15 protein-coding genes are annotated in these 26,306 nt (G+C 72.3%); all 15 read right to left on the bottom strand.

The features are described from left to right. Window positions 1-80 precede the first annotated feature (80 nt). Entirely contained in the window at window positions 81-1,121 is a 1,041-nt protein-coding gene (locus IEZ17_RS42900; protein ID WP_229852702.1) for a peptidoglycan-binding protein, read from the bottom strand. Then, window positions 1,121-2,755 (bottom strand): DUF6519 domain-containing protein, encoded by a 1,635-nt coding sequence (locus IEZ17_RS27415; RefSeq protein ID WP_189304636.1) that lies wholly within the window; start codon window positions 2,753-2,755, stop codon window positions 1,121-1,123. Before IEZ17_RS27415 ends, IEZ17_RS42900 begins: the two co-directional genes overlap by 1 nt. Window positions 2,756-2,842: 87 nt before the next feature. Beyond that, window positions 2,843-5,062 carry a hypothetical protein gene (locus tag IEZ17_RS27410; RefSeq protein WP_189304635.1) on the bottom strand — a complete coding sequence of 740 codons (2,220 nt, stop codon included), beginning with the start codon at window positions 5,060-5,062 and terminating at the stop codon, window positions 2,843-2,845. Beyond that, window positions 5,059-8,961: a putative baseplate assembly protein gene (locus IEZ17_RS27405; RefSeq protein ID WP_189304632.1), complete on the bottom strand. Its 3,903-nt coding sequence runs from the start codon at window positions 8,959-8,961 to the stop codon at window positions 5,059-5,061. Before IEZ17_RS27405 ends, IEZ17_RS27410 begins: the two co-directional genes overlap by 4 nt. After that, the gene (locus IEZ17_RS27400) at window positions 8,958-12,152 is read right to left on the bottom strand and encodes a putative baseplate assembly protein (RefSeq protein ID WP_229852700.1); all 3,195 of its coding nucleotides are present in this window, start codon (window positions 12,150-12,152) and stop codon (window positions 8,958-8,960) included. Before IEZ17_RS27400 ends, IEZ17_RS27405 begins: the two co-directional genes overlap by 4 nt. Before the next feature lie 5 nt (window positions 12,153-12,157). Continuing rightward, window positions 12,158-12,544, bottom strand: coding sequence for a GPW/gp25 family protein (locus tag IEZ17_RS27395; protein ID WP_189304629.1), 387 nt, complete (start codon window positions 12,542-12,544; stop codon window positions 12,158-12,160). Beyond that, window positions 12,541-12,783 (bottom strand): hypothetical protein, encoded by a 243-nt coding sequence (locus tag IEZ17_RS44240; RefSeq protein WP_308427709.1) that lies wholly within the window; start codon window positions 12,781-12,783, stop codon window positions 12,541-12,543. Before IEZ17_RS44240 ends, IEZ17_RS27395 begins: the two co-directional genes overlap by 4 nt. A 157-nt stretch (window positions 12,784-12,940) precedes the next feature. After that, window positions 12,941-13,465 (bottom strand): phage baseplate assembly protein V, encoded by a 525-nt coding sequence (locus IEZ17_RS27385; protein ID WP_189304625.1) that lies wholly within the window; start codon window positions 13,463-13,465, stop codon window positions 12,941-12,943. 131 nt (window positions 13,466-13,596) lie between these two features. After that, on the bottom strand, window positions 13,597-14,739 hold the full coding sequence (locus IEZ17_RS27380) for a hypothetical protein (protein ID WP_189304623.1): 1,143 nt from the start codon (window positions 14,737-14,739) through the stop codon (window positions 13,597-13,599). Then, window positions 14,732-15,013, bottom strand: coding sequence for a LysM peptidoglycan-binding domain-containing protein (locus IEZ17_RS27375; RefSeq protein ID WP_308427708.1), 282 nt, complete (start codon window positions 15,011-15,013; stop codon window positions 14,732-14,734). Before IEZ17_RS27375 ends, IEZ17_RS27380 begins: the two co-directional genes overlap by 8 nt. Before the next feature lie 105 nt (window positions 15,014-15,118). Next, complete coding sequence (locus IEZ17_RS27370; protein ID WP_189304619.1) at window positions 15,119-15,790, bottom strand: hypothetical protein; 672 nt, start codon at window positions 15,788-15,790, stop codon at window positions 15,119-15,121. Window positions 15,791-15,809: 19 nt separating this feature from the next. Next, window positions 15,810-16,922, bottom strand: a complete 1,113-nt coding sequence (locus tag IEZ17_RS27365) for a hypothetical protein (RefSeq protein ID WP_189304616.1) — start codon at window positions 16,920-16,922, stop codon at window positions 15,810-15,812. Window positions 16,923-17,026: 104 nt separating this feature from the next. After that, on the bottom strand, window positions 17,027-23,689 hold the full coding sequence (locus IEZ17_RS27360; protein WP_189304614.1) for an eCIS core domain-containing protein: 6,663 nt from the start codon (window positions 23,687-23,689) through the stop codon (window positions 17,027-17,029). Next, a complete protein-coding gene (locus IEZ17_RS27355; protein WP_229852698.1) occupies window positions 23,686-24,045 on the bottom strand; it encodes a hypothetical protein in 360 nt (119 codons plus the stop codon). The genes IEZ17_RS27360 and IEZ17_RS27355 overlap by 4 nt, the downstream gene beginning before the upstream one ends. Continuing rightward, window positions 24,036-26,285, bottom strand: coding sequence for an ATP-binding protein (locus IEZ17_RS27350; protein ID WP_229852697.1), 2,250 nt, complete (start codon window positions 26,283-26,285; stop codon window positions 24,036-24,038). The genes IEZ17_RS27355 and IEZ17_RS27350 overlap by 10 nt, the downstream gene beginning before the upstream one ends. Window positions 26,286-26,306 lie beyond the last annotated feature (21 nt).

Below are 26,306 nucleotides of genomic sequence, written 5' to 3'. Positions count from 1 at the left end.
GGCGCACCCCATAACAGCCGGGCGGCCCTCTGTGGGGGAGGGCCGTCCGGCTTCGGCGTTCTCCGGAATGCCGAACGGGGTTACCGAACTTGGGAGTTGGGCACGCGGAGGCGGTCCCAGCTGACCCGGCCGGGCACCCCGTCCGCGTCCTTGCCGTGGAAGCCGAGCCTGCGCTGCCAGGACGCGTACGACTTGCGGTGCGCCTCGTTCCACTCCGGGCCGGGGCCGTGCCGGTAGTGGTCGCAGCCCTCGGCGACCAGCCGCCGGCCCATCGCCTCGATCACCGGTCCGCGCGCCCCCGAGCGGAAGAACTCCCCGCCGGGGAACGGCTCGTACGGCGGATGCTGCGGCATCGGCGGCACCGGTCGTCCGCCCACGGCACCTTCGGCGGAGCCGGAGCCGGAGCCGGAGCCGGAGCCGGAGCCGGAGTCCGCGCCGGAGCCGGAGTCCGTGCCGGAGCCGGAGCCCGTGCCGGGGTCCGTGCCGGAACCGGTGTCGTCCGTGCCGGCCCCCGCCGCCCCCTCCGGCGGCTGCGCCAGCCGCCCCTTGATCCGCTGCCGCAGGTCGTCCATCACGATGCCGCGCGGGTCGATCTTCCCCGGCTGCCACTCCTTGTGGCCGATCACCGACCGCTCGCCCCAGCCGTGCGCCCGGCAGACCGCCGCCGCGGCCTTCTCGACCGCCAGCAACTGTGCCTCGGGCCACGGGTCCTGGCCGTCGCCGAGGTTGATGCACTCGAAGCCGTAGAAGTGGCGGTTGCCGTCGGTGTCCGCGGTGCGGTCCTTCGGGAGCTCCTCCTCGTGGATCACCGCCTGGAGGACGTCGCGGTCGCCGAGCCCGGCGTGGTTGGCGCGGCCGTTGCCGACGAGATGGACCTCGCCGTTCTTGTCGATCACGCCGTGGCAGAGCGGCCCCGGCAGGTCCGGGCGTCCGTCGTAGCAGAGGGCGACCGAGCTGTCGGTGCCCTCGGTGGCGGTGTGGTGGACGACCACGCCGTTCACCGGGCCCCAGGCGCCCTTGGTGTTGCGGTTGTGCCGGCGCCAGTCGCGGACCTCGTGGACGGTCAGCCCCTCCCCGCGCAGCGCGGCCAGGAGCTGACTGCCGGTCAGCGGCGCGGCCATCAGCCCGTCCCCTGTTCGTCGACCGCCGCTTCGGCCTCCGCGGTGGTCTGCGACCGGCTGCGCACCGGGCCGCCCGGGGTCCCGGGCGTCGAACCGCCCGCGCCGGCCGACAGCGGCGCGGCGCCGCCGGTCTCCTCGGCCTGCGCCTGCGCCTCGGCGGTCAGCGCCGCGTCGTCCGCCGCCGGGATGCCCGCCGCCAGCGGCCGGAACGCCAACCGCAGGTCGGGGACGGCCTGTTCGCCGTGCACCCAGGCAAGCGGCGCGTAGTGGACGGCGATCCCGAGCGGGGGCCGGAGCAGCGGGCGGCGCGCCGCGTCCGCCGGCCATTCGACGGCGCCGGTGGCGGTGCGCGCCGGGATCAGCCAGAAGTCGCCGGTGCGGTAGGTGCCGCCGGCCGCGAAGTACACCTCGACGCCGTCCTCCAGCGGCAGCCAGACGCCTTCCTCGACCGGCACCGCGCCGTGCTTGAGCCGGCCGGCCCGCTCGCCGCGCCGGACGGTCCGGCGGCTGCCCTCCTGGTGGTCCCAGCGGCGCAGGAACGGATGCAGCTCGGGCCGCCGTCCGACGCCCGGGGCGGGCTCGTCGGACAGCCGCACCCGGCGGCCCGGCAGGTCCAGTTCCTCCACCCGCAGCAGCGGCGCCGCCTCGCCCCGGCTGATGTACGCGGTGTCCACGAACTCGACCAGGTCGCCGACGTTCAGCGACAGCTTGTCGTCACCGCCCAGGGACGCCAACTCCACCCATGTGCCGTCGAGTTCGTCGACCGGGAAGGTGACGGAGCCGTTGTCCCGGGACCACGTGAAGGTGGCGTCCCCGGCGCTGCCGCCGTCGTGCACCTCGACGCGGTAGAGCTGGTTCTCCGGCCCCCGGTAGCGGGCGTCCGGGGCGACCAGGCAGGGGTCGTCGTCCGTGTGGTCGGGGCGCTCGCTGCGCGCCGCCAGCCGGGAGGCGGGGGCGGCCTCCTTCTGCGCCCAGCGGGTGAACGCGGCGCGGATGTCGTCGATCGGCGGGTTGTCGCCGTCCAGCCCCAGCGCGGACCCGGGCAGCGGCAGCACCTGCCACACCACCTTGGCGCGAGCCGCGGTGTCCGGCATCGCGGCCCCCAGCGCGACCTCGCGCAGCGCCGGGTCCTCGGCCGCGGTCACCAGCCGCTCCCACACCTTCAGATACACCAGGTAGGGGAATCGGGACGGCAGTCGGTCGCCGGGGCGCTCCGGGTCGCGGAAGCCGTCGGGCTGGTCCCAGTACGTCCAGGTCTCCGGCGGTGCGGCGGGCTCGGCGGGGGCGTCCGCGGCCTCCTCGCCCTCCTTGTGGCCGCCCGCTGCCGGGACCGGCACGCCGGGCTGCGGGCGGGTGGCGTCGCAGAGGATGCCGTCGACGTAGTAGCGCCCGCCGCCGATGACCAGGTCGTCCAGCTCCCGGCTGCCGCCGCGGAGTTCGATCCTGAACCCGGTGGCGCCGCGCGGTCCGCCGTGCGGGCCGATCAGATCGGTGGCGAGGGTACGGGCCTGGAACAGCTGGATCGCGGTCTGCTCGTTGGCGTCGGCGTCCAGTTGGACGCGGCCCTGCTGCGCCACCACCGCGGAGTAGTGCCGGTCCGGCCGGTAGGTGGTGCGGGAGAGATCAGCGTGCATGGAAAGGGTCCCCCTCGTACGGGATGCTCGAACGGTCGTCGGTGGCGGTGGCGGTGGCGGTGGCGGTGGCGGTGAACGGTGGGCGGCTCATGTGACGAACACGATCCCCGCGTCGGTCCCCGCCGGGGTGTACTCCGCGAGCCGGGCCCGCAGGCTGTCCTCGCGCTGCGGCTGGTAGAGGTCGTGGTACGCGCCCAGCTCGGCGCCGTCCTCCGCGCCCCGCCGGATCTCCTCGGCGCAGCCCGCCGCCAACTGCCCGTACCACGGCGTCCCGTAGCGCTCGCCGCGGAGCAGCGGGCGCACCCGCGCGGCGCCCCCGGGCCCCGCCAGGTCCGGCTGGCAGCGGTACCGGCGCGGGGTCCGCGACCCCGGCGGGACATAGCTGAACCGCAGGCAGCCGACCCCGCGCCGGGCGACGTTCAGCCGCCCGGTGAACAGGCTGTTCTCGGCGAGCTGCACCGCGTGCGTGTGGACCTCGCCGATGACCGTGGTCCGGTGCGCGAACAGCACCGCGTGCGCATGCCGGCAGTCCGGCGCGGACAGCGCCTCGCGGTCGGACCGGGTGGCGTCCAGGATGCTGTCGCGCAGATGGATCGGCAGCGGGTCGGTGCCCACCTCGTCGCCGATCACCTCGATCGTGCCGAGGATGCTCCGGTCGATCTCCACGCATGCGGTGGTGCGGTCCAGCACCAGGCTCGGCTCCTCGGGGGACGCCGGGTGGCACTCCGGCTCCAGGGACCAGCCCGGCACCAGGGTGCAGTGCCGCAGCACCAGCGCCCCCAGCGGGCCGGTGACGTTGAGGCCGCGGCCGGTCACCAGCAGCCCGTCCAGCACCATCCGGGGACGCTCCCCGGCTGCGCAATCCGCCTCCCTGGCACGGATGTTGAGGGCGTCCGGCCGGTTGCTGTACCAGTCGAGCAGCCGGATGACCGGCCGGGTGCCCTCGGCGGCGCGCAGCTCCAGCCGGTCGCCGGGGTCCAGGTCGAAGTCCAGCTGCTCCTGGTAGGCGCCGCTGTGGGTGATCTCGATGATGCCGTCGGGCCCGCACCGGCCGGCCCGCCGGTCGTGCTGCCACGCCGCGTAGGCGTCCATGATCCGGTGGAAGGTCCGGCCGGGGCCGACCCGGTAGACGGCGGCGTCCGGCGGGGTGGCCTCCTCCCGGCCCGCCGCCGTCCCGCTCCGCTCGCGGGCGTACTCCCCGCCGCCCAGGTCGTCCCCGAACCCGTAGTGGTAGTCCACCCAGACGCCCTGGCGCGGCGCGGAACGCGACCCGAAGGCCATCCGGCCCAGCTCCGGGTCGACGGCGACCTGACCCCGCTTGGGCCGGTAGCGCCAGTCGCTCAGATCCGCGACGACGATATCGGCGAGCGGGACCGGGCGGTCCTCACCGTCCCGCCGGATCACCAGGCTCTTCCCCGGCCCGTAGTAGTCCGCGAGCCGGTCGTGCAGCTGCCGGCGGCGGATCGCGGCCGGCACGTTGTCGACGGTCGCGATGTGCGTCGCGGACGGCTCCGGCTCCGGGCGGGTCACCAGCGGGGTGTCGTTGCCGAGGATCGAGAAGGTGTAGAGGTTGCGGGCCCGGTCGATGCAGTAGGCGGGGGCCCGGGTCACCGAGTACGGCTTCAGCCGCCAGACGAACAGCCCGACCCCGGCAGGTGTGTAACCCCCTTGCGTGCGACGGGAGTCGACGCGCCGTACGTCCACCGAGCGGGCCACCGTGCCGAACGGTCCGCCGGCCAGGTCCAGCGCCGCGCCGTCCCGTACGTCCACCAGCCGGCCGCGGGAGTGCCGCCGGGCGTTGACCGCCTCGGTGCCCGACCCGTACAGCTTCACCGGCTGCTGGTGCGCCACCAGCCGGGACAGCTCCACCGCCCGCGCCGGCCAGCCCGCCACGCCCTCGGACAGCTCCTCCAGCAGCGCCAGGGTGCCCTTGCGCCGCCGGTTGCCGACCGTGGCGGCCACATCGCGGCGCGGCGCCAGCGCCTCCGCCAGCCGCCGCCGCGAGGAGTCCGGCAGCCCGCCGTCCCGCAGCCCGGTGGCCAGCACCCGCTCGTAGCCGGGCAGCGGACGGTACCCCACCAGATCGCCGAGGTACGGCAGCACCCACTCGGCGGCGCTCTCCACGAACCAGTCGTCGTACTGCTGGTCGACCCCGTCGCGGACCCGGTCCACCTGCTCGGCGATCACCGCCAGCAGCGCCCGCAGGGGCTCGCCCTGCGCGGAGTCTTCGGAGTCTCGGAGCCGGTGCCACTGCGGAAGCAGCTCCGCGAGCCCGTCCGGCTCCCGGGCCGTGCTCTGCTCACTCATCGGGGTACCTCCGTCAGGATCAGCGTGTCCGCGACCCGCGGCGAGAACAGCGCGAGCTGGGCCGGCCGGATGCCGCGGAAGACGCAGACCGCGCGGCCCTTGTGCAGCGGGCGGGTGTCGGTGATGTCGGGGTTGAGCCGCAGGAGTTCGGCCAGCGAGATGCCGTACCGGGCGGCGACGGCGGTCAGCGTCTCGCCGTCCGCGGCCACTTCGTGGATCCGCTCGTCGTACGTGGCGAGCCGGGACGGCACACGGGTGGCCGGCGGGCCGGTGAACCGGTCGGCGAGCCGGGCGAGTTCGGCGGGGGTGACGGACGCCGGCACACCGGTGAAGGCGTCCACGTCCACGTAGTCCACGCCGGGCACGGACTGGGCGGCGGCCAGCACCTCGGACGGCTGCGCCGACTGCCCCAACTCGCGGCCGTCGTAGCCCAGTTGTGCCAGCAGTGCCTGCCGGACCCGGGGTTCGACCAGCGGCCACGTGTAGTCCGGCGCGACCTTCACCCGCGCCACGAGCAGCAGCAGCACCGGCTCCCGGACGTCCACCCGCACCGGCAGCCGGGCGTCGCCGTACTCCGCCAGCGAGGACCGCAGCGCCCGCAGCACCTCGGCGTCCGGCGCGATCGGGATGTCGTCCACCCCCGCCACCGTCACGTGCAGCACCTGCCGCCGCCCGTCGAACACCTCGCGGGCCGCGGCCCGGCCGATCCCGGCCCGGGAGCGGGCGAAGTCCTCGTAGTCGGCGAGCGACACCAGCCGGTCCAGCGCGGAGACGGCCAGCGGGACGGTGCGCCGGGTCAGCGCCGGGCCGTCCGCGTCCGCACCGCCGGTGGCCGGCTGCGGGTTGGTGACGCCGGTGACGCCGAGCGGGCGGGTGATCGCCTGGGTGATCCGCCGGGCCCCTACGTTGGCGGCCCGGCCGGTGCCGAAGCGGTAGCGCGCCCGCACGTTGTCATGGCCGGTCGGCAGCCGGGCGCCGTGCACGCCGTCGCCGAACGTCACCGTCGTCCTGTTGTCCCCGGTCGTGCCGGTGACGTACACCCGCTCGCGCGGGCCGCGCCCGGCCAGGCTGTCGACGGCGTGCCACAGCAGCCCGTCGACCCGGATCTCCAACTGCGGGGTGGCGCCGAGGGGGTTGGCGGCCGGCAGCCATGTCAGCGGCGACTGCCACAGCGCGAAGGTCTGGTTGATCCGCGCGGCGTCGCCGCTGCCGATCGCCTCGTCGCGGCTCTCGCCGTGGGTGGCCGGGACGACATTGCCCTGGATGCGGACCGACTCCCGCTTGTAACGGTGCGTCAGATTGCTGGTGAGGGTCAGCGTGGTGTGCACCCGGTCGCCGGGCAGCTCCGGGTCCAGGGTCTGCGCGACCTCCGCGATCACCGCCAGCTCGGTGCCCCGCACCCCCGTCACCCCCGGGATGTCGGTCCGCTCACCCGACACCACCAGATAGCGCCCCGGCCGCAACCCGTCGTACAGCGCGGCGAGTTCCAGCCGGTCGCCGTGCACGTCCTCGCCCAGCGGCTCGTCCGCCTGCTGGAGCACCTGCCCGGCGGCGTGGACGGTGGTGTCCCGGATCGCGGACAGCGCCACATCGTGCTCGTCCAGCCACGGGTCGGCCAGGGTCAGCACGGTGCCCCGGCCGGTCATCCCGTACTGGGTGTGGACGGCGGTACGGACCGCCGTGACCCGGGTGGTGACGAACGCCAGCTTCTTGTCGCCGGGGATGCCGTCCGGGCCGTCCGCGCCCTTGAGGGGCCGCTCGATCGCCACCCAGCTGCCGACCGTGATCCCGTCGTACACCGCGTCCAGCGGCAGCGAGAGCCGGTCCGCCGGCTTCGGCACCGTCGCGACGGCGATCTCCACGGCCGGCGGCTCGCCACCGGCCGCCACCCGCACGCCGATCTCGTACTCGCCGTGCGTGATCTGCCGGTGCTCGCCGGGCCCCAGCTCCCAGGACTGCGGTGTCCCGTTGCCCACCGAGACATGGATCCTGCCGTCCTCGCCGGGCCGCGACACGAACAGCGTCCGCTCCGGCAGCCCCGCCAGGAAACGGGCGGTGACCCCCGGCTCCTGCGAATCGGCCGGGCGGCGGCCCAGCCAGCTCAGATCGTGGTTCTGCCCCGCACGGGTGTGCAGTTCGACCCGTCCGGGCCCCAGCTCGAAGGTGGTCTCGCCGGGCAGGTTCTCCGCGCGCTGCGCGGAGGTCCCGGTCTCGATGTGCTGGAACTCCGCCCGCACCGGGACCTTGCCCGCGGTGTCGTACACCACCCGCATGCTGGTCAGCGCCGCCCCGGTGAGCGGCCAGTCCGCCGTCCTGACGACCCGGCCGTGCTCGTCCTGCACGGGCTTGAGCGGAGCCGTGGCGCCGAACGGCGCGGCGGTCACCCGCATGGCCAACAGGGCGCGCAGCAGCGGCAGATCAGGCGCCTTGCCGGGCGTGACCGCCTGCCGCCAGGCCGGGTAGAGGCCGTCGGCGACCCGCGGATCCAGCGCGGCGAGCAGCTGGGCACCCAGGTCCGAGCTGCCGTCGAACACCCGCTCAGGATCACGGGCCACCGCCCGCGCGCCGGACGGCGGCCGGACGACCCGGGTCCGCAGCGCGGGCAGCACGGCGGCCAGGGCGGTCAACGCGGCGGGCGTGGCGGGTGCGCCGGTGGCGCCGTGCTGCCGGGGAGCCGCGCCGGCCATCGCGTCCGTACCTGCGTCGGTGCCTGAGCCCGTACCTGCGTCCGCTCCCGGGGCCGCGGGCTGCGGCTGCGGTTCCGGTTCGCCCGACAACTCCGCGGCTCGGCGCGCCAGTTCACCGATGACGCCCTGGAGCTCCTCGAACCACGCGGCGACCTCCTCGTATCCGGCCGCCACCGCCTGCGCCTCCGCCAGCCGCTCGTGCGGCCCGGCCAGCCGCGCCACCAGCGCGTCCGGTGTGCCGATCCCGCCCAGGTCCGCGCGCAGCGGCGCCAGCACCTGCCCGTCGAAGTCGGCGATGAACCTGCTGATCGGCCGCGGGTTGGGGGTCTGCGGGGTGGGAGGCGGCGGGTAGGCGGGATCGTCCGGGTCCGTGGCCGGCGGGGGAGGCTCCGTGATCCACTCCCGCAGCTCCGCGATCAGCTCCGGCAGCGACGCCGGCGCCGACTGCGGCAGCCCCAGCGCGGTCACGTCCTCGGTACGGTCCGGCCGCACCGTCGCCACCGGCAGCAGCACCCGCTGCGCCCCGAAGTCGAAGAGCAGCCGGTCGCCGGCGGTCAGCCCCGTGGTGGTGCCCGCGACCAGCAGCTCCGGCCGGGTCCTGAGATCGTCCGGGGTGAGCAGGGCGGGCCGCCGGTGCCGGATCGCCAGCTCGTTCCACGCCCAGCGGGCCGTCAGGTCCTCGTCGGTCTCGAAGGTCTGCGACTCCTCGTCGGACCCCGCCGGCACACTGTGGCTGCGCGCCCCGCGCGGGATCAGCACCGGCAGGTCCGCGGCCCGCGGATCGCGGTCGAGCGTGTACGCGAGGTGGGTGTCGGCGGCGACCCCGGGCCGCGGCCGGTGCCCCACCAGCCGCCCCAGCAGCGCCAGCGAACGGTGCTCGTTCGCCGTCCGCAGATAGCCTTCGTCGGCGATCCGCTCACTGTGGAACGTCAGCAGATCGCCCAGTACGGCCCAGGAGTCCAGCAGCCCGATGGACGGGTCGTCGGGGGTGCGTACGGTCAGGCCGCGCAGCGCCGGATAGGCGGGCGACGCCAGCCGGTCCAGCATCGCGGCGAGGAACGAACCGTACGTGCCGACGCGGTAGTCGAGGGCCGTGCGGCCGGGCGGGTTGTGGAGCGCGGGGTCGGCCCGCCGCTCGTCGTGCCCGCCTGCGCCTGCGCCGCCGCACCCGCAGCAGCCCCCGCGCCCCGTCCCGTTCTCCGTCTCCGTCATCGCCCACCCCCGAGCTCGATGACCAGCCGGCCGTTCTCGGGCCGGTCCGGGTCGTTGTCGCACCGGGCGATCTCCAGCGGTCCGAGCCGCAGCACACCCGCCTCCAGTTCCCCTTGGTCCTCATGGAACAGCCTGCGCAGCCGGGTCACCGCCACGCTCCGCACCCCGGGCACCGCCGCGGCCACCGCGACCAGGCGGCTTTGCCGGACCGGCTCGCCGAACGTCAGCGCGTCCGGATGGAAGAACCCCAGCCGCCCGCCGGGCAGCGCACGGTTGCCCAGCACCCGGCTCAACTCGGCCAGGATCTGGCCGTGTTGGTGGCCCGGCTCGGCGCACACCTCCAGCGCGATGTCCACCGGCACCATCCGGGCCGGCTGCACGACCAGGTCGTGCCCGATCCGGCGGTAGCCCTCCAGCGCGTATGCCACCGCGTCCAGCAGCGCCGCCGGAGGCTCCTCCGTCCCGTACGCGTCGACGGCGACCTGTGCCTCCTGCCCGCCGCCGGTCCAGCGGATCTCCGCCGCCGCCCGCTGCACGCCCGGGAGCCCGGACGCCAGCGCCGCGTAGTCCTCCGCCGTGACGGCCCGCAGCCGGGTCCGCCTGAGGTCGAGCGGCGCGAGCTGCCGCACCTGCTCGACCGGCTCCGGCTCCGTACCGCCCACCGCCGGCAGCGGATTGCGCACCCCCGCCACCGGCAGCGGCGCCGCGGCCTCCGACTCCTGCGGAGCGCGCCGGAGCACGAGGTGGCCGATCGCCTCGGCGCCCACATTGCCCGCCGTGCCGCCGCCGAGCCGGTAGTGCAGCGTCAGCCGCCCGCCGGGCGCCGGCCGGGCCCCGTACCGCCCGTCACCGAACCGCAGCGCCAGCCGCCCGTCGTCCTCCAGCTCACCGACGAAGTGCCGCTCGCGCGCTCCGCTGCCGAGCAGATCGCGCCGCGGCAGCCAGACCGCCGCACCGTCCCCGCCCGCGCACTCCGCCTCCGTCAGGCGTACCGCCGGCAGCGCCTCCCGCGGGTCCTGCACGACCGCCGCGGCCGGCCCGTGCAGCACCGGCTCCGCCGGGTCCAGCCCGGACGCGTACCCGGGCCCCCACGTGTGCGCGATCTCCCACGCCGTCCGCGCGTCCAGCACCGTGCCCGCGCGGGCCCGCGCCGTCAGCACCGCCAGCCGCCGCAGCTTCCCGCCCAGCAGCTGCGGACTGCGGTGCAGCAACTCCCGCAGCGCACGCACCGGATGGCGCACCAGCTCCAGGCGCTCCAGCACCTTCAGCCCGAACAGCACGGTCAGCTCGGCGACCTCGTCGTCACTCAGCCCGTCCCGCTCCCGCGCGCCGCGCCACAGCTCCACCAGCCGCTCCCGCACCCGCTCCGGGATCGCCGCCAGCCGTGCCGCCTGCCCGGCGGCCACGAACGCCGGCTGCGGGAACGGCACCGCCTGGACGACGGGGGAGCGGTGCAGCAGCGGCCGGAACCGCGGTGCGATCCCCGGGTAGACGGACTGCGCGAGCAGCGTCCGCAACACCGCGGCCTGCGCGTACGCGGTCCCCGGCACCACCTTCTCGGTGCGCCGCCCGGCCTGCTCCAGGCCGATCCCGGCCCGCTCGGCCGCCTCCTCGCCGACCACGGTGAACAGCTGCCGCACATCGTCCGGGACGAGCGCCCGTCCGCCTTCCGCCCGGTCGATGAGGTCGTCGACCAGCCGCGCCACCTCGTTCCCGCCGCGCCCGCCCGCCCAGCAGCCGAACGCCGGCGGATCGCAGGAACCCAGGACGGCGGGGACCGGCGGCACGGTCACCGTCTCCGGGACCTCGCCCCCGTCCCCCTCCAGCGACCGCCCGTGGTCCACCAGCACGACATTGCCGCGCGCCACGCTCACGTCCTCGACCGCGGCGCAGTCCCGGCCGCCGCGGGTCGACAGGCACAGCGGGAACGTCAGCGCGTCCTCCGGCGCCCAGGTCACCTCCAGCACCGGCTGCCCGTCGAGCCGGTCCACGGCAGGGGTGACGGAGGTGAGCCGGACCGCCTGCCGGTGCGCCGGGTCCTGATCGCCCGGCGTCCCCGTACGCGGCCCCTTCACCTCCTCGAAGAGCAGCAGATCGCCGGGGGAGAGGCACAGCGCGCGGCCGGTGCAGTCCTCGTCCGTCCACGCGTCCCGCAGCGTCGCGGCGGTGGCGCCCTTCCGCAGGGTGCAGACCTCCCCGCCCCAGGTCCACAGCCGGACGGTGTTGTGCTCCGGCCGCAGCACGAGCGGCCCGTCGGCGACCGGTTCGAAGACCTCCACCGCACCGCGCTCGTCCAGCACGGCCAGGTCCCGGTCGTCGATGACCGTCCCGATCTCCGGCCGGTCGTGCGGCCCGAACGTCCGGGTGTCGACGGCGGCGAAGCGGTACCCGCCGGCGAGCAGCGTCAGCTCCTCGACGACCTCCAGCGACACGAACGCCCGGGCGTTGCAGCCGTCGTGCATCGGGTAGTCGATCAGCCGCACATGCCGCCGGACCGAGACCCGGCGCCGGGCGGTGTCCAGATACGCCTCGGTCGCCACCGCGTCCTGCTGGTAGCTGATCCGGTCCGCGGTGTACGCGAGCAGCTCGACCAGCGTCACGCCGAGGTCGGCCGGATTGCGCTCGGCCCAGTCGGGGGTGGTCAGCCGCAGCCGGTCCAGGAGCAGCTGCCGCAGGGTGTCGTAGTCGCGCGCGGTGTAGTCGATGACCGGCGCCGGCCGGAAGGTGTCCGGGCAGCCGCCCGCGTCCTCGTCCGCGCAGTCGAAGGGGCTCGGGCAGTCGGCCCGGAAGAAGAACTCCTGGCCGAAATACCGCTGGTCGAAGCCCTCGTACGGCGCGGTGCCGGGCCGGCCGTACGGGTCGGTCTCCACGAGGGAGAGCCGGTAGCGGGAGACGTCGCCGGTCCGGTCCAGCGTCACGAACAGCCGGTCGTCGAGCTCCGGATCCTCCTCCCGCTCGACGGATATCTCCAGGGCCACCAGCCCCGACACCCGCCGCCCCCCGTCGATCCGGACGTTCTCCGGGCGCAGCCCGTGCGGCGCCTTCCCCAGAAAGGTGACCGTCAGGGTCACCCCGTCGTCCGCGACCTCGACCTCGTCGACGCCATTGAGCCGAGCCGCCCTGATACGCCCCCGGCGGCTGTCCGTACCGCACACCAACCCACCGGAGAACGCCCCGGAATTACCGGCCACTCGCCTCATCCCTCGCCCCGCCCCTCGAACACGTCGTCACGCCGGCTCGCGGTGGCGCGCACCACATAGCGCAGAAACACCCGGACGACGTTCTCCTCGCTCACCACATCCAGCGACTCGACCTCGATCAGATCGCCCAGCCACCGCTGCAACGACGCCTGGACGGACAGTTCGACCGCCGACGCCAACTCCGGGCTGTTCGGCGCGAAGACCAGATCCAGCAGCCCGCATCCGAAATCCGGCCGCATCACCCGCTCGCCCGGACTCGTGAACAGCAACTGCTCGATCAGATCGCGTACATGCTCGTCGGGACCGGCGTGCGCGGTCCGCCCGCGCCGGTCGATCCGCAACGGAAAAGCCATCTCGGTACGCACATGCCGTGTGGTGCTCATCGGCTGGAAACCCCCTGCTGGCCCTGGTGGACGGACGCCACGACCGGCGGGCCCTGCGGCACCGGCCCGGCGCTGAAACACATCGCCGCGGTGGTGTCCAGCAGCACCGGCACCCCGTCGACCCGCACGGCGTCCGCCGCGGCGGACGGCATCCAGCGCACGCTGGTGCACGGCTGCGGACGGCCTCCGACGACATACGCACACCCGCTGACCGTGTACGGATCCGCGGTCGTGGCCACCGGCGCGCCATCGATCCGCGCCCCGTCCGCACCGCCGGCACCGCCCGCGACGGCCGATAACGCGCGCCCTCCGTGCGGGCAGCTGATCAGCGTCCCCCCGTGCACAACATTCCCGACATTCCCGGTGGCCACGTGGACCTCACTCCCCCCGCTCCGGCTATCGCTTTTTGGGCACGGTCAACCGGCCCTCGTTGATGTCCACTTGATCGCCGGCCACGGAAATCGACGCTCCGTGGCCGTTGTTGATGTGCACCCCGGTCGCGTCGATCTTCACGTACGCGCCGCCCGGAGCCTCCAGCAGAATTCCGTTGCTGGGCACGTCCGACATCACGATCTTGTGCTTCCCCGGCGTCTGGATCACCACCGGATGCGCCGTCGCCGGATCGGGCTGCGCATCCTCCGGCAGCTCCTCCCGGCGCCCGTACCAACACCCCGTCCACACCGGGAAACTCGGATCGCCCTGCTCGAACTCCACCCACACTCCCGCCCCGACGGACGGCACCACCACCTGCCCGGCCCGCTCTCCCGTGAACGGAAAACACGGCAGCGCCCAGGTGGAGGTCTCGTCCCCCAGCACATCCGGGACCTGGACCCGCAACCGCCCGATTCCCATCGGGTCGTCATTCGCCGCCACCCGGCCACGGAACTTGCCGAGAAAGCGGTTGTTCTGTGCAGCAGCCATGCGCGGCTTCTCTCCTTACGAACCTCTACGTGCGGACGGTGCGATGCGGCCGGGGGCGTTCATGCCCGGACGGTGGCCCATGGCCATGGCCTTGGCTATGGCCATGGCGATGAATGTGGCTGTGTCTTTGTCTACGGCCGGACGGTGCCGCTGCGGGCTATCAGCCCCTCCCGCGACAGCGTGAAATTCTGGAGATACGAGCCGGGCCGCACATTGTGCGTCACGGACTTCACGTAGTAGTCGCCGTCATAGGTGACCCCGGCGCCCCGCACCCCCACCAACTCCCTCGGCCGCAGCACATATCCGTGCCGCGTCACATCCAGCGACCCCGACCCGGAAATGGCATCCGCACTCGTGGCGGCCCGCCCCAGTGCCTCCGCCTTCGCCAGCCCCTCATCCATCTTCGCCGTCCCGCTCAGCGTCTTCCGCTTGAGCGCCGGCGACCCCCGCAGCCCCAACGGTGGCCGCAGCGGACTGATATCGGGCTGGGACAGCAGCGGCGCCTGCCGCGTCACCGGATCCTGCACCCGGGCCTGCGGCTCCTCCCGCGCCGTCCCGTCATACGCGAAAGTCAGCTGATCCACCGTCGAGTTGGCATCCATGTTCACGTTCAGCGCATGCTGCCGCTGTCCGAGCCGCTGCTCCGGCCCCCAGAACGCCGTCGACCGCCCCGGCACCGGCCCCGGCTCCAGATAGAACGTGTACCCGTTCGCCCGCGCCAGATCATTCACATACTGGAGATCCGTCCCCGTCTGGTAGTCCACCCGCACCTGCTCCCGCGGCGGCTGCGGAATCTGCTCCCGAATGATCCGCGCATCGATCCCGTAATCCGCGTACTTCCCCAGAATCCGCTCGACGCGCTGCGAGGGGGCGAGATTCGGATACCGATCCGTCCGCTCCTCCAGGTCCATCAGCAGCGTCAGGTCTTCCCCCGTCACCGTCAGCGTGCTCTGCCCGGGATGATTGCTGCTCCCCACCTCCTGCCGCACGATCACCCCGTCCAGCAGCACGGTCGGCGTGCCCCGCACGGCAACGGTCACGATCACCCTGGTCTTCGGATCGAAGAACCCCTCCGGCAGCAACCGCTCGACGATCGCGCCCTTCTTCGTCAGATCGAACGCCAGCTGAAACCCACTGCGCTCACCCGCCGTACTCGTGATCTGCGCCGACAGCAGCGCCTCCACGACCTCCTGCGGCACCAACCGCGCCAACTTGGGCCCCATATACAGCGACACATGAATGGGCCCGCGCCCCACCGGCGCATCATCACCCATTCCGCACCCCCGGCCCGCCCGTCCCGCCCGGGAACCCGCCCGGCAGCGGAACGGCTATCTCCTTACCCGGCTCATCCGTCAACTCCCGTGGATCCAGCACCGGATTGGCATCCGCGATCCGCCACCACTGCCCCGGATCCCCGAAATACCGCTGCCCCACCTGATCCGGCCGCTCACCACTGCCCACCACATGCGGCACGGCATCGTGGCGCGCCTCCTCCAACGCCGGCAGCAACCGCCGCTTGGCGTACCGCACTTCACTCCCATCGGGCATCGTGTGCACCCCGATCCCGATCCCCGCATACCGACTGCTCCGCGGATACGGATGCGCCCCCGGCACGTCGTCCAACGCACTCTCATACGGCTCGATGCCCATGCCTCAGATCCCCCTCCCCAGCCCCAACTGCGCAAACGACCCGCCCCGCGCCCGCCTGGCCAACTGCTCCTTCTGCGCCAGGTGAGCGAGATACAGCGCGGCCCCGGGATGCCCGGCCGGTAAATCGCTCACCGTCAACACCTTCATTCCGATGCTGAGCGAAGCCCGTATCGGACACAGATTCACATCAAACGCCGACTCATTGACGGAGAGTTCGGTCAGCCGCACCGGCATCACGCGCTTGCTCCCCCACGTGAACAGCGTCAACGGCGTCTCGATGGGACTGATCTCGATAGTCCCCTTCTTCGTCAACTTCGACGCCGCCAACAACTGCGCGGTCGTCGGCTGCACCAGCATCTCCAACACCGCCAACTCCGGATGAATCCCATCCGGCGCCGCCACATCCAGCTGATCGGTGGCATCGATCTCCGCCGTGAACTTCCACGTCTCCTGCGCGGGGCCCTTGAGCCTGAGGGCTTCGTTACGGTCCCCTCCACTCCCGCCTCCGCCGCCCCCGCTGCCAGCCTCACCGCCCGCGGCCTGCGGCGCCACCTGCCGCTCCAGGGTGTCGGGATTGAACTGCAACACGATGATGCGCTGCGGAATCCCGAGCTCGGGGTCGACTACGACTATTCCGGAACGGATGGGTTTGGGTATGTCGGCGTAGCGGGTCATGGAATCCCCCTTCTGCTTCCTAATACTGAATCTTCGTGCTCGACACGCGGCAGTCGTCACACCAGAAGCAGTAGACGATCCCGCCGAGACTTAGCTGCCCGAAGGGTGTCCGTGCGCTGTCCATAAAGGCGAGGAAGCGCATGACTCCCGAGCATTCGGGGCAGCGCGGATGGATATCCGGCCTGATCCACCGCGGCAGCCCACCCACTTGATGCAGGGATTGCTCGGTCACTCCCCGGGTGGTCACGCCCGCTTGGTTGGGATGGGTCTCGAGGACGAGTGATCGCTCGCCGCCCGCGAAGCTGAAGTCCGGGTCGGCGGGACCCTGCGGACCGTAATACACCGTGGTCCGGCCCGGCTCGGTCCGTACCGTTGTGGATTCGATGCCGTCGCAACCGCAGGCGTACCAGTAGAAGGTCGGGTCTGCCGTCAGCCCGTAGGGAAGCTCCTCCGCCGACAGGGTCAACAGGTGCCCGGCCGGTGTCTCGCACAGGTGGCACAGCGGAACGTCACCCGATACCGGACGGGCCACCTGGTGCGGACTGGCGCTGCGTTCGGCGACGAACCCCATGTATGCGGGGGCGCAGCCGGCTGGCAGGGGCGAGTCCGGCAGGGCGCCCGAGAGCTCCAGCAGGGTCTCCCACTCCGGAGAGCCGCCGAACTCGTCCCGGACACCGCGCAGGGCCTCCTGCGCGAATGGGGTGCGGGCGAAGGCCAGTTGGACCAGGTGATACGGGTCCTTGCCGGCCTCCCATTGATCGAGCAGGTGCTGTACCTCGCTGGCGGGCGCCCCGGACAGCATCGACTGCCGGATGCTGTCATCGGGGATCCGGTCGGCGACAGGGCGGAGTAGCTCGGGCCGATAAATGCCGATCGTGTAAAGGACGTTGGACACGGGGGCGTCGGGGTCGCCAGTGGAGAGGTAGTCCTCGATGAAGCCCTGGAGGGTCTTTTCGGGGAGCCAAGGGACCAGGCGGGCGGCAGCGCTGACGAGTTCCCCGTGCTCCCTGAGTGCCTCAGCGGCCCGGGTCTTCTCTGCCGGATGGCCTGCCACCAACTCGAGGTGCTGCGCCAGGTATTCGGCGAGATACCGGCTGTCGGTCACGGTCAGCTCCTCGACGGCGGCGGGCACACCGTGATCCTCCAGGGTGCAGAGGTAAGCGAAGATCCGCTCCCTCTTCTTCGGGCCGGCGAGCCGGGAGCTGGCGTTGATCCTCCGGATTTCTTCGCTGGAATTCATTTCGCCTTTCCCCAGTAGTGCAGGAACATCATGTCGATCCCACGAGAGTAGTTGATAACTCTGTCGTCCACGAGCTGCTTGTAAAGTCGCACAAAGTGGGCCACGTAGGCTTTGGTGAGCACCTGGGGTGGCGTGGAGAGGTACTGCAAGTACCGCTGGAAGTCGAACTTGGCCGCACGGGTCAGGTCCAGGGCGTCACGCTCGTACTGCTCCGGTGTGTTCTTTCTCCCCCAGGTACGGCCCTTCTGGTGCACGGGTTTTTCCGGAAGCATGACGGTAAGGGCTTGGTCGTACTTCTCCTTGGCCTTCTTCTGGTGTCTCTTGAGGCCGTCCTGGCCTTTCGCGAGCAATTTCTCCTTCCGGAGGAGTTTCAAGCGCTCCGCGTCGAGTTTCTCCTTGTCCCGCTGCGTGATGACCCCGGCTGCCTCATCATCCAGCATGCGTCGAAGGTTTCTGTTCCCTGCCGCCTGTTGCTCAATGAACTGCCGCTGGTGATACGCGATGATAGCCCGACCGGACGGTATGTGATCTGCCGTCACCTGTGTCTTCCGTGGTTTGAGGCCATGCGCCTCCCTGTGCTTCAGCTCCTTGTCGCGGCGTTTGTCTGCTGCCTTGTAGGACTGCACCTCACCTGTCTTTCGGTAGGTCGGGTGCGGCTCAAATGGGTAGGCGAGGATCGCGGCCAGGCTCGAGTTCAGCTGCTGTGCGTTCTGCCCGCGCTGGTTGGCGGGCCCTCCTGGGGAACTCTGGGCTGCTGCTTGCTCCTGCTGTCGCTGGACGGCCCTTTGCTGATCCTGCTGCTGTGCCCGTCCGTCCTCCGGCGCTGAGGCCGCCGCTTGCTGTTGATCGGTTAGCGGCTGTTGGGTGACGTAATTATTTGTGTTCTCGTCAGGGTTGAGTCGTGCGTTGACAACCCCGGTGTCGCCACCGCGTAGGGACAGTCCTGTGAGGCGGTACCAGAGGCGCATACCGGACAGGGTTGCGATCATGATCGGGCGGGGTACGCCCTTTTCGAGAACGGTGTCCAGCTTCGGCCTGATGCGGCCGGCGATTTTATGGAGCCGGGCGTCCTTCGACTCCTTGGACTTCTCCTTCTTCTTCTGCTCCTCGCGGCGCCGCTTCTTCTGCTCCGTACGGTGCTTCTTGTGGTCACGCATGTGGTCCCGCTTCTTCCTGAAGAAGTCGCGGGCCTTCTTGGCGCCGTTCTTGAGGGCCTTGCCCAGCTTCGACTTGCGGAGCTTCTTGCCCAGGGCCTTGCCGGCGTTGCGGACCTTCTTGAGGGCGGACTTGACCTTGCCCTTGATCTTTTTGAGGGCGCGGCCCAGGGGGGACTTGGGCCTGCGGGGCCTGGTGCGCTTGGGCGCTTCGGTTTCCTTTTTCTTCTTGGGGGTTTCGGGTTTCTTCTCCGGTTCGTGCTCGGGCTTGTGCTCCGGAGGCTTCTCCTCGTGTTCCTTCTTGGGGGTCTTGGCGTTCGGCTCTTCCCTGGTGGGTTGCTTCGTGGGCTCCGGGTGCTTCTTCGGGTCCTCCGCGTCGCGTTGGCGCTTGGCGGCGTCCTCGTCGCGGCGGTGGTCGCGTTCGCGGTTGGGGGTGCGGCTGTTGGGGCGGTCGTGGGAGGTGGCGGGGCCCTTGGCGTGAGGGTGGGTGGTGGGGTGGTGTTCGGTGGAGGCGCCGGGGCGGGCCGGGACCTTGGGGCCCTTCGGCTTGGCGGGGCCGGTGGGTTTGCGGAGGGCCTGGGTGGCCTTGCGGACGGCGCCGCGGGCGCGGTTGACGGCGTTGCCGGCGGCCTTGCGGGCGCCTTTGCCGGTCTTCTTGAGGCCCTTCATGATCTTTTGGGCGATGCCCTTGAGGCGGCTGCCGACGCCCTTGGCGGCGCGGCCGAGGCGGGCCAGGAGGAGGTTGGTGATCAGTTCGAGGAGGGCGACCACGCCGGCGGCGACCGCCTCGGCGAAGAGGCAGGCGGCGGGCCCGGACTTCACGGCCTTGAGGAAGGCGAAGAACTTGCCGAAGGCGGAGAGGATCGCGCTGATGGACTGCCAGGCGGCCATCAGACCCTGGACGATGGTGAGGATCGCCCCCGCCGCGGGGATGATCATCGAGACGACCTTCTCGATGACGAGTTGGGCGATCATCATCGGGAGGGCGGCGATCACCGCGTCCCACGCCATCTTGCCGATCTGCTTCAAGGACATGCAGCCCTTGATCAGGACGTTGATCACGGCCTTGCCGAGACCGAGGATGCCGTCGACCTTGGTGTCGAACCACTGCTTGACGGCGGTCTTGATGGCGCCCCAGAGGTGTTCCTGGATGCCGGTCTTGGCGGCGCTGCCGGCCTTCGACAGCCAGCCGCCGGGGTCGGGGGCGATGTCCGCGACGAGCGCCGCGAACTGGCCGAGGGCCTGGATGGCGGCCTCGGCGAACTTGAGGGCGCCGACGATCGCATCGCGGTAGATCTTGATGGCGGCCTTGAGGCCCGCCTCCAGGACGTTCAAGAGCGCGTTGAGGCCGGCGGCGAGCGCGTCGAGGAGGTCGTTGACGGCCTTCTTGAGGCCCTCGGCCAGCTTGTTGACCGTATCGATGGCCTTGTCGCGCAGGTCGTTGATGGCCTTGCGGAACTTGTCGCGGAGCTCCGGGAACGCGGCCAGCAGGACATCGCCGATGGCGATGAGCGCGTCGGCGACCGCATTGATGGCCTTGACGGCGAAGTCGCGGACCGCGTCGATCGCCTTGTTCGCCCAGTCCTTGAAGGTGTCGATGACGCTGTTGATGGCCTTGCGGGCCTCGTCGAAGACCTTGGTGACCGCGTCCAGCAGATCCTTGAAGAAGTCGCCGATGGCATCGATGAGGCTGCCGAAGAGGCTGTCGGAATCCTTCTTCTTCTCTTCCTTCTTCTTCTCGGCGTCCTTCTCGGCCTGGTCGGCCTTGTCGCCGATGTCCTTGTTGTCGCTGTTCTTGCGGTCCTCGACCTCCTTGTCCTTGCCGTCGCGCTCCTTGGTTATCTTGTCGTTGCCGTCCTTGTGCTCCTTGTCGGTGTCCTTGTCGGCGTCATCGATCTTCTTGTCCTGCTCGTCGCGCCAGTTCTGACGCTCCGTCTTGGCCTGGTCGGCCACCCGGCCGCGCTCGGCGGTCTGCTGATCGGCGTTGCGGGAGACCTCGCTGTCGATCTCCTGCTGCTTCTGCTGCTTGGCCTTCTGCTCGCCCTGCTGCTGCTCCTTCTCCTTGCCGGCCACCTGGGTCCGCGCCTGGCCCGTGGCGCTCTTGATCTCCCCGCCACGCTCCTGCTTGGCAACCGCCCCGGCACCCGGCTTCGGCGCCCCGCCGGCCGCCGCGCCACCACCGCCCCCGCCCTGGGCCCGGCCGCCCTGCGCCTTCCCCAGGAGCTCCTCCTTGGGCGCATCGGGGAAGATCTTGTCCTCGCCCAGCGACTTGGACGCGTCCGCCCGGCCGGTGTCCTGGATCTTGCCCTGCTTCTCCTTGAGCTTCTCCGCCTGCTTGTCCGTACGCTGCGGATCGCTCTCCCCCTCCAGCTTGATCCTGGGGGCCGGCCCGACGGTCTTGTTGCGCAGCTCGGGGTCGGTCGTCGGGACCTGATCGGCCGCCGCCGCCACGCTCTTGGCGTCCTCCGCCGTCAGCTTGCCGTCCTGGCTGGGCGGCACGGTCGGCGTCGGGATGTTGTCGGTCGGTTTGGCGCCCTCGGCCTTCTCGCTCCCCTTGGCCTGCTGCTTCTCGCCCTGGTCCTCGGGGCCCAGCCGCTCCAGCTGCCCGGTGACCGCAGTCTCCGGAGCCTCCTCCTGCGGAGGCCCGGACTGGGTCTGCGGAGCCCCCGAAGGCCGCTCGCGCCTCGGCGGATCGGCGTCCAGCCGCTGCTGCTCGTCGTTGACCTTCTTGTCCGCCGCACCGTCCAACCCCGGCAGCGCTTCCTGCGCCTGGTCCGGGGCGAGTTGACCCATCGTGTCCAGTGCCGACTGCGGATCCTGCGACGAGACGTCCGGCGGCTGCTCCTTCTTCTCCTCGGCGTCCTGCGCACCGCCGCCGCCCCCGCCGCACGCGCCGCCCTCCTGCTTCTCGGCAGCCGGCTCCGGCGGCGCACACCCCCCGCCGTCCTTCTCCAGCGAGGCATCCGGCTGCGCCTTCGCCCCCTCGGGCGCCGGCGCGCCCATCTTCCCCGGATTGTCCGCCTGTTCGGCCGCCGGGCTCACCGCAGCCTGGGCGACGGACGGTGCACCTCCGGGCCCGGCGGCGGCCGACGGCGCCACGGCCGGCTCGGTCCCGCCCACCGGCCCGCCGGGCGCCGCACCCGGCCCGGCCTCCTTCGGCACCGCGCTCTTCGCGGCCGGCGCCTCCCGCTCGGCCCGCACGGGCTCGGCGCCCCGGCGCGCGGCGGGCGACGGATGCCGGTCCTCGCCCGGCGTACGCTCCGTGTGCGCACCGGCCGGCGGCGCCGTCGCCCCTCCCGCACCGGAGGACGCCGACGCATCCGCGCCGGAACCCGCCGCCCCGTCGGCCGGAACCCCGGCCGGCTTCCCGGCCGCCGCCCCCTCCGGCTGCCCCTGCGCCTCCCGCTTCTCCTCCTGGGCGTCCTGCTCCTTCTTCTCCGCCTGCTCGTCCTGCGCGTCCTTGGCGTCCGGCGCCTCCTCGCCGCTGCCGCCCTCCGCATCCCGGTCCGCGTCCTTGTCGTCGGCGTCCTGCTCGGCCTGGCGCGCGCCGTCCTCATCCTTGTCCTGGGCCTGCTCCGGATCCCGTTTCTCCTCGGCCTCCGGCTCCTGGGCCGGCCGCTCGTCGGCCTCCGGATCCGGGCCCACCTCCTGCTCGACCGGCATCGAAGGCTGGAGATCCTTCTCGCTGCGGTCCCCGGCCTCGGCCGCCGGGCCGTGCTCCGGCTGCGGCGCCTCGCCCTCCACCGGCCCCAGCTCCGCACCCGGCGCCTTGGTCTCGGCCTCCGGCTCGTCCTCGTGCTCCTCGTCGTCGGCCGCGTTCTCCCGCTCCTGCTCGATCTGCTCGGCCTTGGTGGGCGGCGGCGCCGGGAACGACGGCAGCGCGGCATCGGGGTTCTCGGCGGTCGGTACCGACGAGACGTCCAGATCGGCGGCCGGAAGGAAGTCCTCCGGCTTCAGCTCCGCCTCGCCCGCACCCGGACCGCCCTTGGGCACCGCACCGGCATCCCCGCCCGCACCGTTGTCCTTCTCGGCACCCGCCTCCAGCCCGATGGGCTGCTCCTCCTCGCGCGGCGGCCCGTCCTCCTCGTCCTTCTCGTTCAGCCCGTGCTCGGACAGCGCACTGTCCCGCTCGTCGGCCCGCTCATCGACCTTCTCCGGGCGGACCGGCCCCGGCTGCTCCTTCTTCTTCTTTTCGAGCTCTTCCTGCTTCGACCCGTCCGCGGGCCTGGTCGCGTCGTCCCGGCGCTTGCGCTTGTCGGCACCGGGACGGTTCGCCTGCTCCGGGTCCGCCTCCTCGCGCTCCCGCTGCGCCTTGCGCTCCTCCTTCGTGCGCTCGGCGCCGTCCTTGGCACGGTCGGCCCTGCCCGCATCGGCCTGATCGGCCTCCTGGCGCTCCTGCCCCTGCTTCTCCTCGGCCTGCTGCTCCTGCCGCCTGGTGTCCGCGTTCTCCTCGGCGCGGACGTCCTCCTGCGCCGTGCGCTCGCCCGCCTCCTGCTTCTCCGCCGCCGCGTCGCGCTGCGCCCTGCTCTGCTCCTGGTCCTTCTTCTCCGCCTGCCCCTTGGCGTCCCGCCTCTCCTCGCCGGCGTCCTCGGCGCGCTGCTTCTCCGTCTGCGCGGCGCCCTGCGCCTGCTGCTCGCGGGCGGCCCGCTCGTCCAGCACCTGGGCGATGGCGTCCGGTACGGGCTCCGGCGCGGGCGACGGCGCGAAGCCCATCGGCAGCGCCTCGGCCTCCGCCACCAGGTCCAGCAGCCGACCGAACTCCGAACTGAGCAGCCGCACTTCCAGCCGGTCCAGCACCGAGTCCTGCAACTCCGGTGCCATCCGCGCCAGTTCCAGCCGCACCCGCCCCGACCGGTCCTCCGGATCCCCGCGCAGCGACCGCAGCACCCCGTTCGCCAGCCGGTCCACCAACGTCGCCGGGTCCACCAGCTCCATCCGCCGCCGGTCCGCGTCCACCGTCGCGTACCGCAGCCACCCCGGCGTCCCCTGCCCCGGCTCCACCTCCGCCGCCGGCCCGCCGTCCCGTACGGCGCCCAGCATCGCCGCCCGCACGGACTCCTGCGCCGCCGCCTCCGCCTCCCGCTCCGCGGACTCCTGCGGCACGCTCACCGCACCCAGGTCGCGGCCCGCCCGCAGCGCCCCCAGGCCGTGCGGATTCTGGACCGTGTGCAGCAACTCGTGCGCCAGCAGCCGCTGCCCGTCCGCCGTCCCCGGCCGGTAGGCGCCCTCCCGGAAGAAGATGTCCCGGCCCACCGCGAACGCGTCCGCGCCCATCAACTCGGCCAACTGCCCCGAATCCCGGTCGGTGTGCAGCCGCACCTGGCCGAAGTCATGGCCGAGCTGCTCCTCCAGCTCCCGGCGCACGCTCAGATCCAGCGGCTGCCCGGCCCCGCTCACGATGCTCTTCGGCTCCGGAACCGCCGACCTGCCGCGCTCCTTCCGCTGACGACGCTTCTCGTCACGGGCCGCCCGGGCATCCTGCGCCGCCGACTGCGCCGTACTCACCGGACCTCACCCCGTCCCGCGAGCCCCGCGTGCACGGCCCGGGCCAGCGCCTGCCCGATCCGCACCGCAGACGCCGTCGCCGGCAGCTGCGGCAGCCCGGCCAGCCCGTCCACCGCGACCCCCGCCCCGTCCGCCGCCAACGGCACCCCGCGCTCCCGCACGAGACGAGCCAACTCCCGCTGGAACGCTGCCGATACGCGCCCCGCGTCCACACCGGAAGGGAAACCGTCCAGGACCAGCTCCCCGATGTCGATCCGGACACCGCGCACGGCGTCCGAGCCACCGCCCCCCGACGGTCGCGCCACCGCCTCCCCGCCCCCGTACCCGGCCCCGTACCCGGCCTCGTTCACACCCATCCGTGGACCTCCGACGGCGTCAAGGAGCGCTCCAACTTCAGGTACTCGGTGCGCGCGGCGGCCAGCATGTGCCGCATCTGGAGCCGGTCGCCCTCCTCCGCGGCCAGGAACGCCCCGGACAGCGCGATATTGCGGATCGACCCGCCCGCAACGGTCAACTGCGCCAGCAGCCCCGGATCGATCCCCTTCATCGGCGCCCGGGACGGCAGCACCCGGCGCCAGATCTCCGCCCGCTCCCGTTCGGTCGGAAACGGGAAGTCGACGACGAAGCGGATACGGCGCATGAAGGCCGAATCCAGCGCCTTCTTCATGTTGGTGGTGAGGACCGCCAGCCCCCGGTACGCCTCCATCCGCATCAGCAGATAGCTGACCTCCAGGTTCGCGTAGCGGTCATGGCTGTCCTTGACCTCGCTGCGCTTGCCGAACAGCGCGTCCGCCTCGTCGAAGAGCAGCAGCGCGCCACCCCGCTCCGCCGCGTCGAAGACCCGGCTCAGGTTCTTCTCCGTCTCACCGATGTACTTGCTGACCACCTGGGAGAGATCGATGATGAACAGATCCAGCCCCAGCTCCTTGGCCATGACCTCGGCCGCCAGCGTCTTCCCGGTGCCGGAACCGCCCGCGAACAGCGCCGTCACCCCCAGACCGCTGCGCAGCGCCTGCGCGAACCCCCAGTCCTGGTACACCGTGCTGCGCTGCCGCACATGCGCGACGACCTCTTGCAGGATCCGCAACTGCCGCTCCGCCAGCACCAGATCGTCCCAGCCCGCCCGCGGCTCGATCCGGCGCCCCAGCTCGTCCAGCCCCATCCGCGCCTCGGCCAGCCCCGCCTGCCACGCGAGCTCGGCGGCGTCCAGGGCCGCCGAACGTGGCAGATCCCGCCGCACGGACGCGGCAGCGGACCGCACGACATGCGGTGGCAGCTGGAACTGCGCCACCAGAGCAGCTAAGTGACGCTCCGTCATATCCGGCAGGTCCGCGAAAGCGGCCGACCACACCCCCAACTGCTCGTCATCGGACAGCTTCGGCACGGTCACCCGCTCACCGCGCGGCTGCCCCGTCTGCCGGGGATCCGGACTCGACACCACCAGCGGGACCGCCGCACCCGCGATGAACGCATCCGCCGCCGCATGCTGCTCGCGGTCCATCTCCCCGACCTCGATGAGCAGGGCGGCCGGCAGCAGGATCGCCTCACGCTGCCACAGCCGCGCCAGCCGATCGCGTTCCGCGGCATCGGTCGGTACGTCGTCGGCGGCCATGGAATAGAGCCCCAGCCCCGAACGGCGGGCCGCCACCGCCGCGATATCGGCACGGGAACGGAGATCGCCGCCGACCAGCTCGACCCGCAACGGGGCATCCGGACCGGCCCCCGCCCACCCCGCCGCGACCCGGTCCGCGGCCACCTCGTACGAAGGCGGCAGCACCTCGGGCGCGGCGGTACGGCGCAGCAGGCCGTGCAACCTGGCGTCCAGATACGGCGAACCGACGAGAAAGTGCAGGATCCGCTCGTCGAGCCGCAGCCGCGTGGTGGTCAGCCGGGTCTCGTCCTCCAGGTCCACCAGCCGCCAGCGGCGCAGTGGAGCAACGGGCGTGAGCGCACTCCAGTGCGGCTCGCCCAGCGCCGCCAGGGCGAGCGAGAACGTCGGATACGCACGGGCCGGATCGCCGCTCGCCGCGGCGCAGCGCGCACCGGTCGTCGGATCCAGCTCCGCCGCAGCCGTGAGCAGCACGATCTCCCGCTCGAACCGCGTGAGCCCGAAACAGGCCGTGAGCGCATCGAGCGCCCGGGGGGAGGCATCGGAAGGGGGAGGAGGGGCGGGGGCAGGGGCGGGGGCGGGCGCGGCGGGGATGCCCATGACGTTCGCGGTGTTCGCGGTGTTCGCGGTGTTCCCGGTGTTCCGGGTGTTCCCAGTGTTCCGGGTGTTCCGGGTGTTCCCAGTGTTCCGGGTGTTCCGGGTGTTCCCGGTGTTCGCTGTGTTCCCGGCGTCCGTGCGGTCCGTATGGTCCGTATGGTCCGTATGGTCCGTGTGGTGCGTGTGGTGCGTGCGGTCCGTGTGGTGCGCGCCGTCAGCCGTGGTGTGCGGTGTGTCCGCCTCCGCCGGCGCGCTCCGACGGGCGCGCGCGGCATGGGCGTCCAGGCGCGCGAGTACGGCCCGTACGGCCGCGGCCAGCACCGCGCCGCCCGCCTCACCGCCGGTCCCGCCGGCCGCCGCCCCCGGACCGCTCGTACCGCTGCCCGCCATATCCTTCCCCGCCCCCGTTCC

This window comes from Streptomyces albospinus, from assembly GCF_014648695.1.
GTDB classification, from domain to species: Bacteria; Actinomycetota; Actinomycetes; order Streptomycetales; family Streptomycetaceae; genus Streptomyces; species Streptomyces albospinus.
This window is presented reverse-complemented; position numbering and strand designations above follow the sequence as displayed.

What these genes read in the sequence shown, in the direction of transcription:
- IEZ17_RS27380 (WP_189304623.1), bottom strand. Translation starts at nt 14,739, where the DNA reads ATGGGTGATGATGCGCCGGTGGGGCGCGGGCCCATTCATGTGTCGCTG.
- IEZ17_RS27395 (WP_189304629.1), bottom strand. Translation starts at nt 12,544, where the DNA reads ATGAGCACCACACGGCATGTGCGTACCGAGATGGCTTTTCCGTTGCGG.
- IEZ17_RS27355 (WP_229852698.1), bottom strand. Translation starts at nt 24,045, where the DNA reads ATGGGTGTGAACGAGGCCGGGTACGGGGCCGGGTACGGGGGCGGGGAG.
- IEZ17_RS27385 (WP_189304625.1), bottom strand. Translation starts at nt 13,465, where the DNA reads ATGGCTGCTGCACAGAACAACCGCTTTCTCGGCAAGTTCCGTGGCCGG.
- IEZ17_RS27405 (WP_189304632.1), bottom strand. Translation starts at nt 8,961, where the DNA reads ATGACGGAGACGGAGAACGGGACGGGGCGCGGGGGCTGCTGCGGGTGC.
- IEZ17_RS27415 (WP_189304636.1), bottom strand. Translation starts at nt 2,755, where the DNA reads ATGCACGCTGATCTCTCCCGCACCACCTACCGGCCGGACCGGCACTAC.
- IEZ17_RS27375 (WP_308427708.1), bottom strand. Translation starts at nt 15,013, where the DNA reads ATGCCCGATGGGAGTGAAGTGCGGTACGCCAAGCGGCGGTTGCTGCCG.
- IEZ17_RS27410 (WP_189304635.1), bottom strand. Translation starts at nt 5,062, where the DNA reads ATGAGTGAGCAGAGCACGGCCCGGGAGCCGGACGGGCTCGCGGAGCTG.
- IEZ17_RS27350 (WP_229852697.1), bottom strand. Translation starts at nt 26,285, where the DNA reads ATGGCGGGCAGCGGTACGAGCGGTCCGGGGGCGGCGGCCGGCGGGACC.
- IEZ17_RS27370 (WP_189304619.1), bottom strand. Translation starts at nt 15,790, where the DNA reads ATGACCCGCTACGCCGACATACCCAAACCCATCCGTTCCGGAATAGTC.
- IEZ17_RS42900 (WP_229852702.1), bottom strand. Translation starts at nt 1,121, where the DNA reads ATGGCCGCGCCGCTGACCGGCAGTCAGCTCCTGGCCGCGCTGCGCGGG.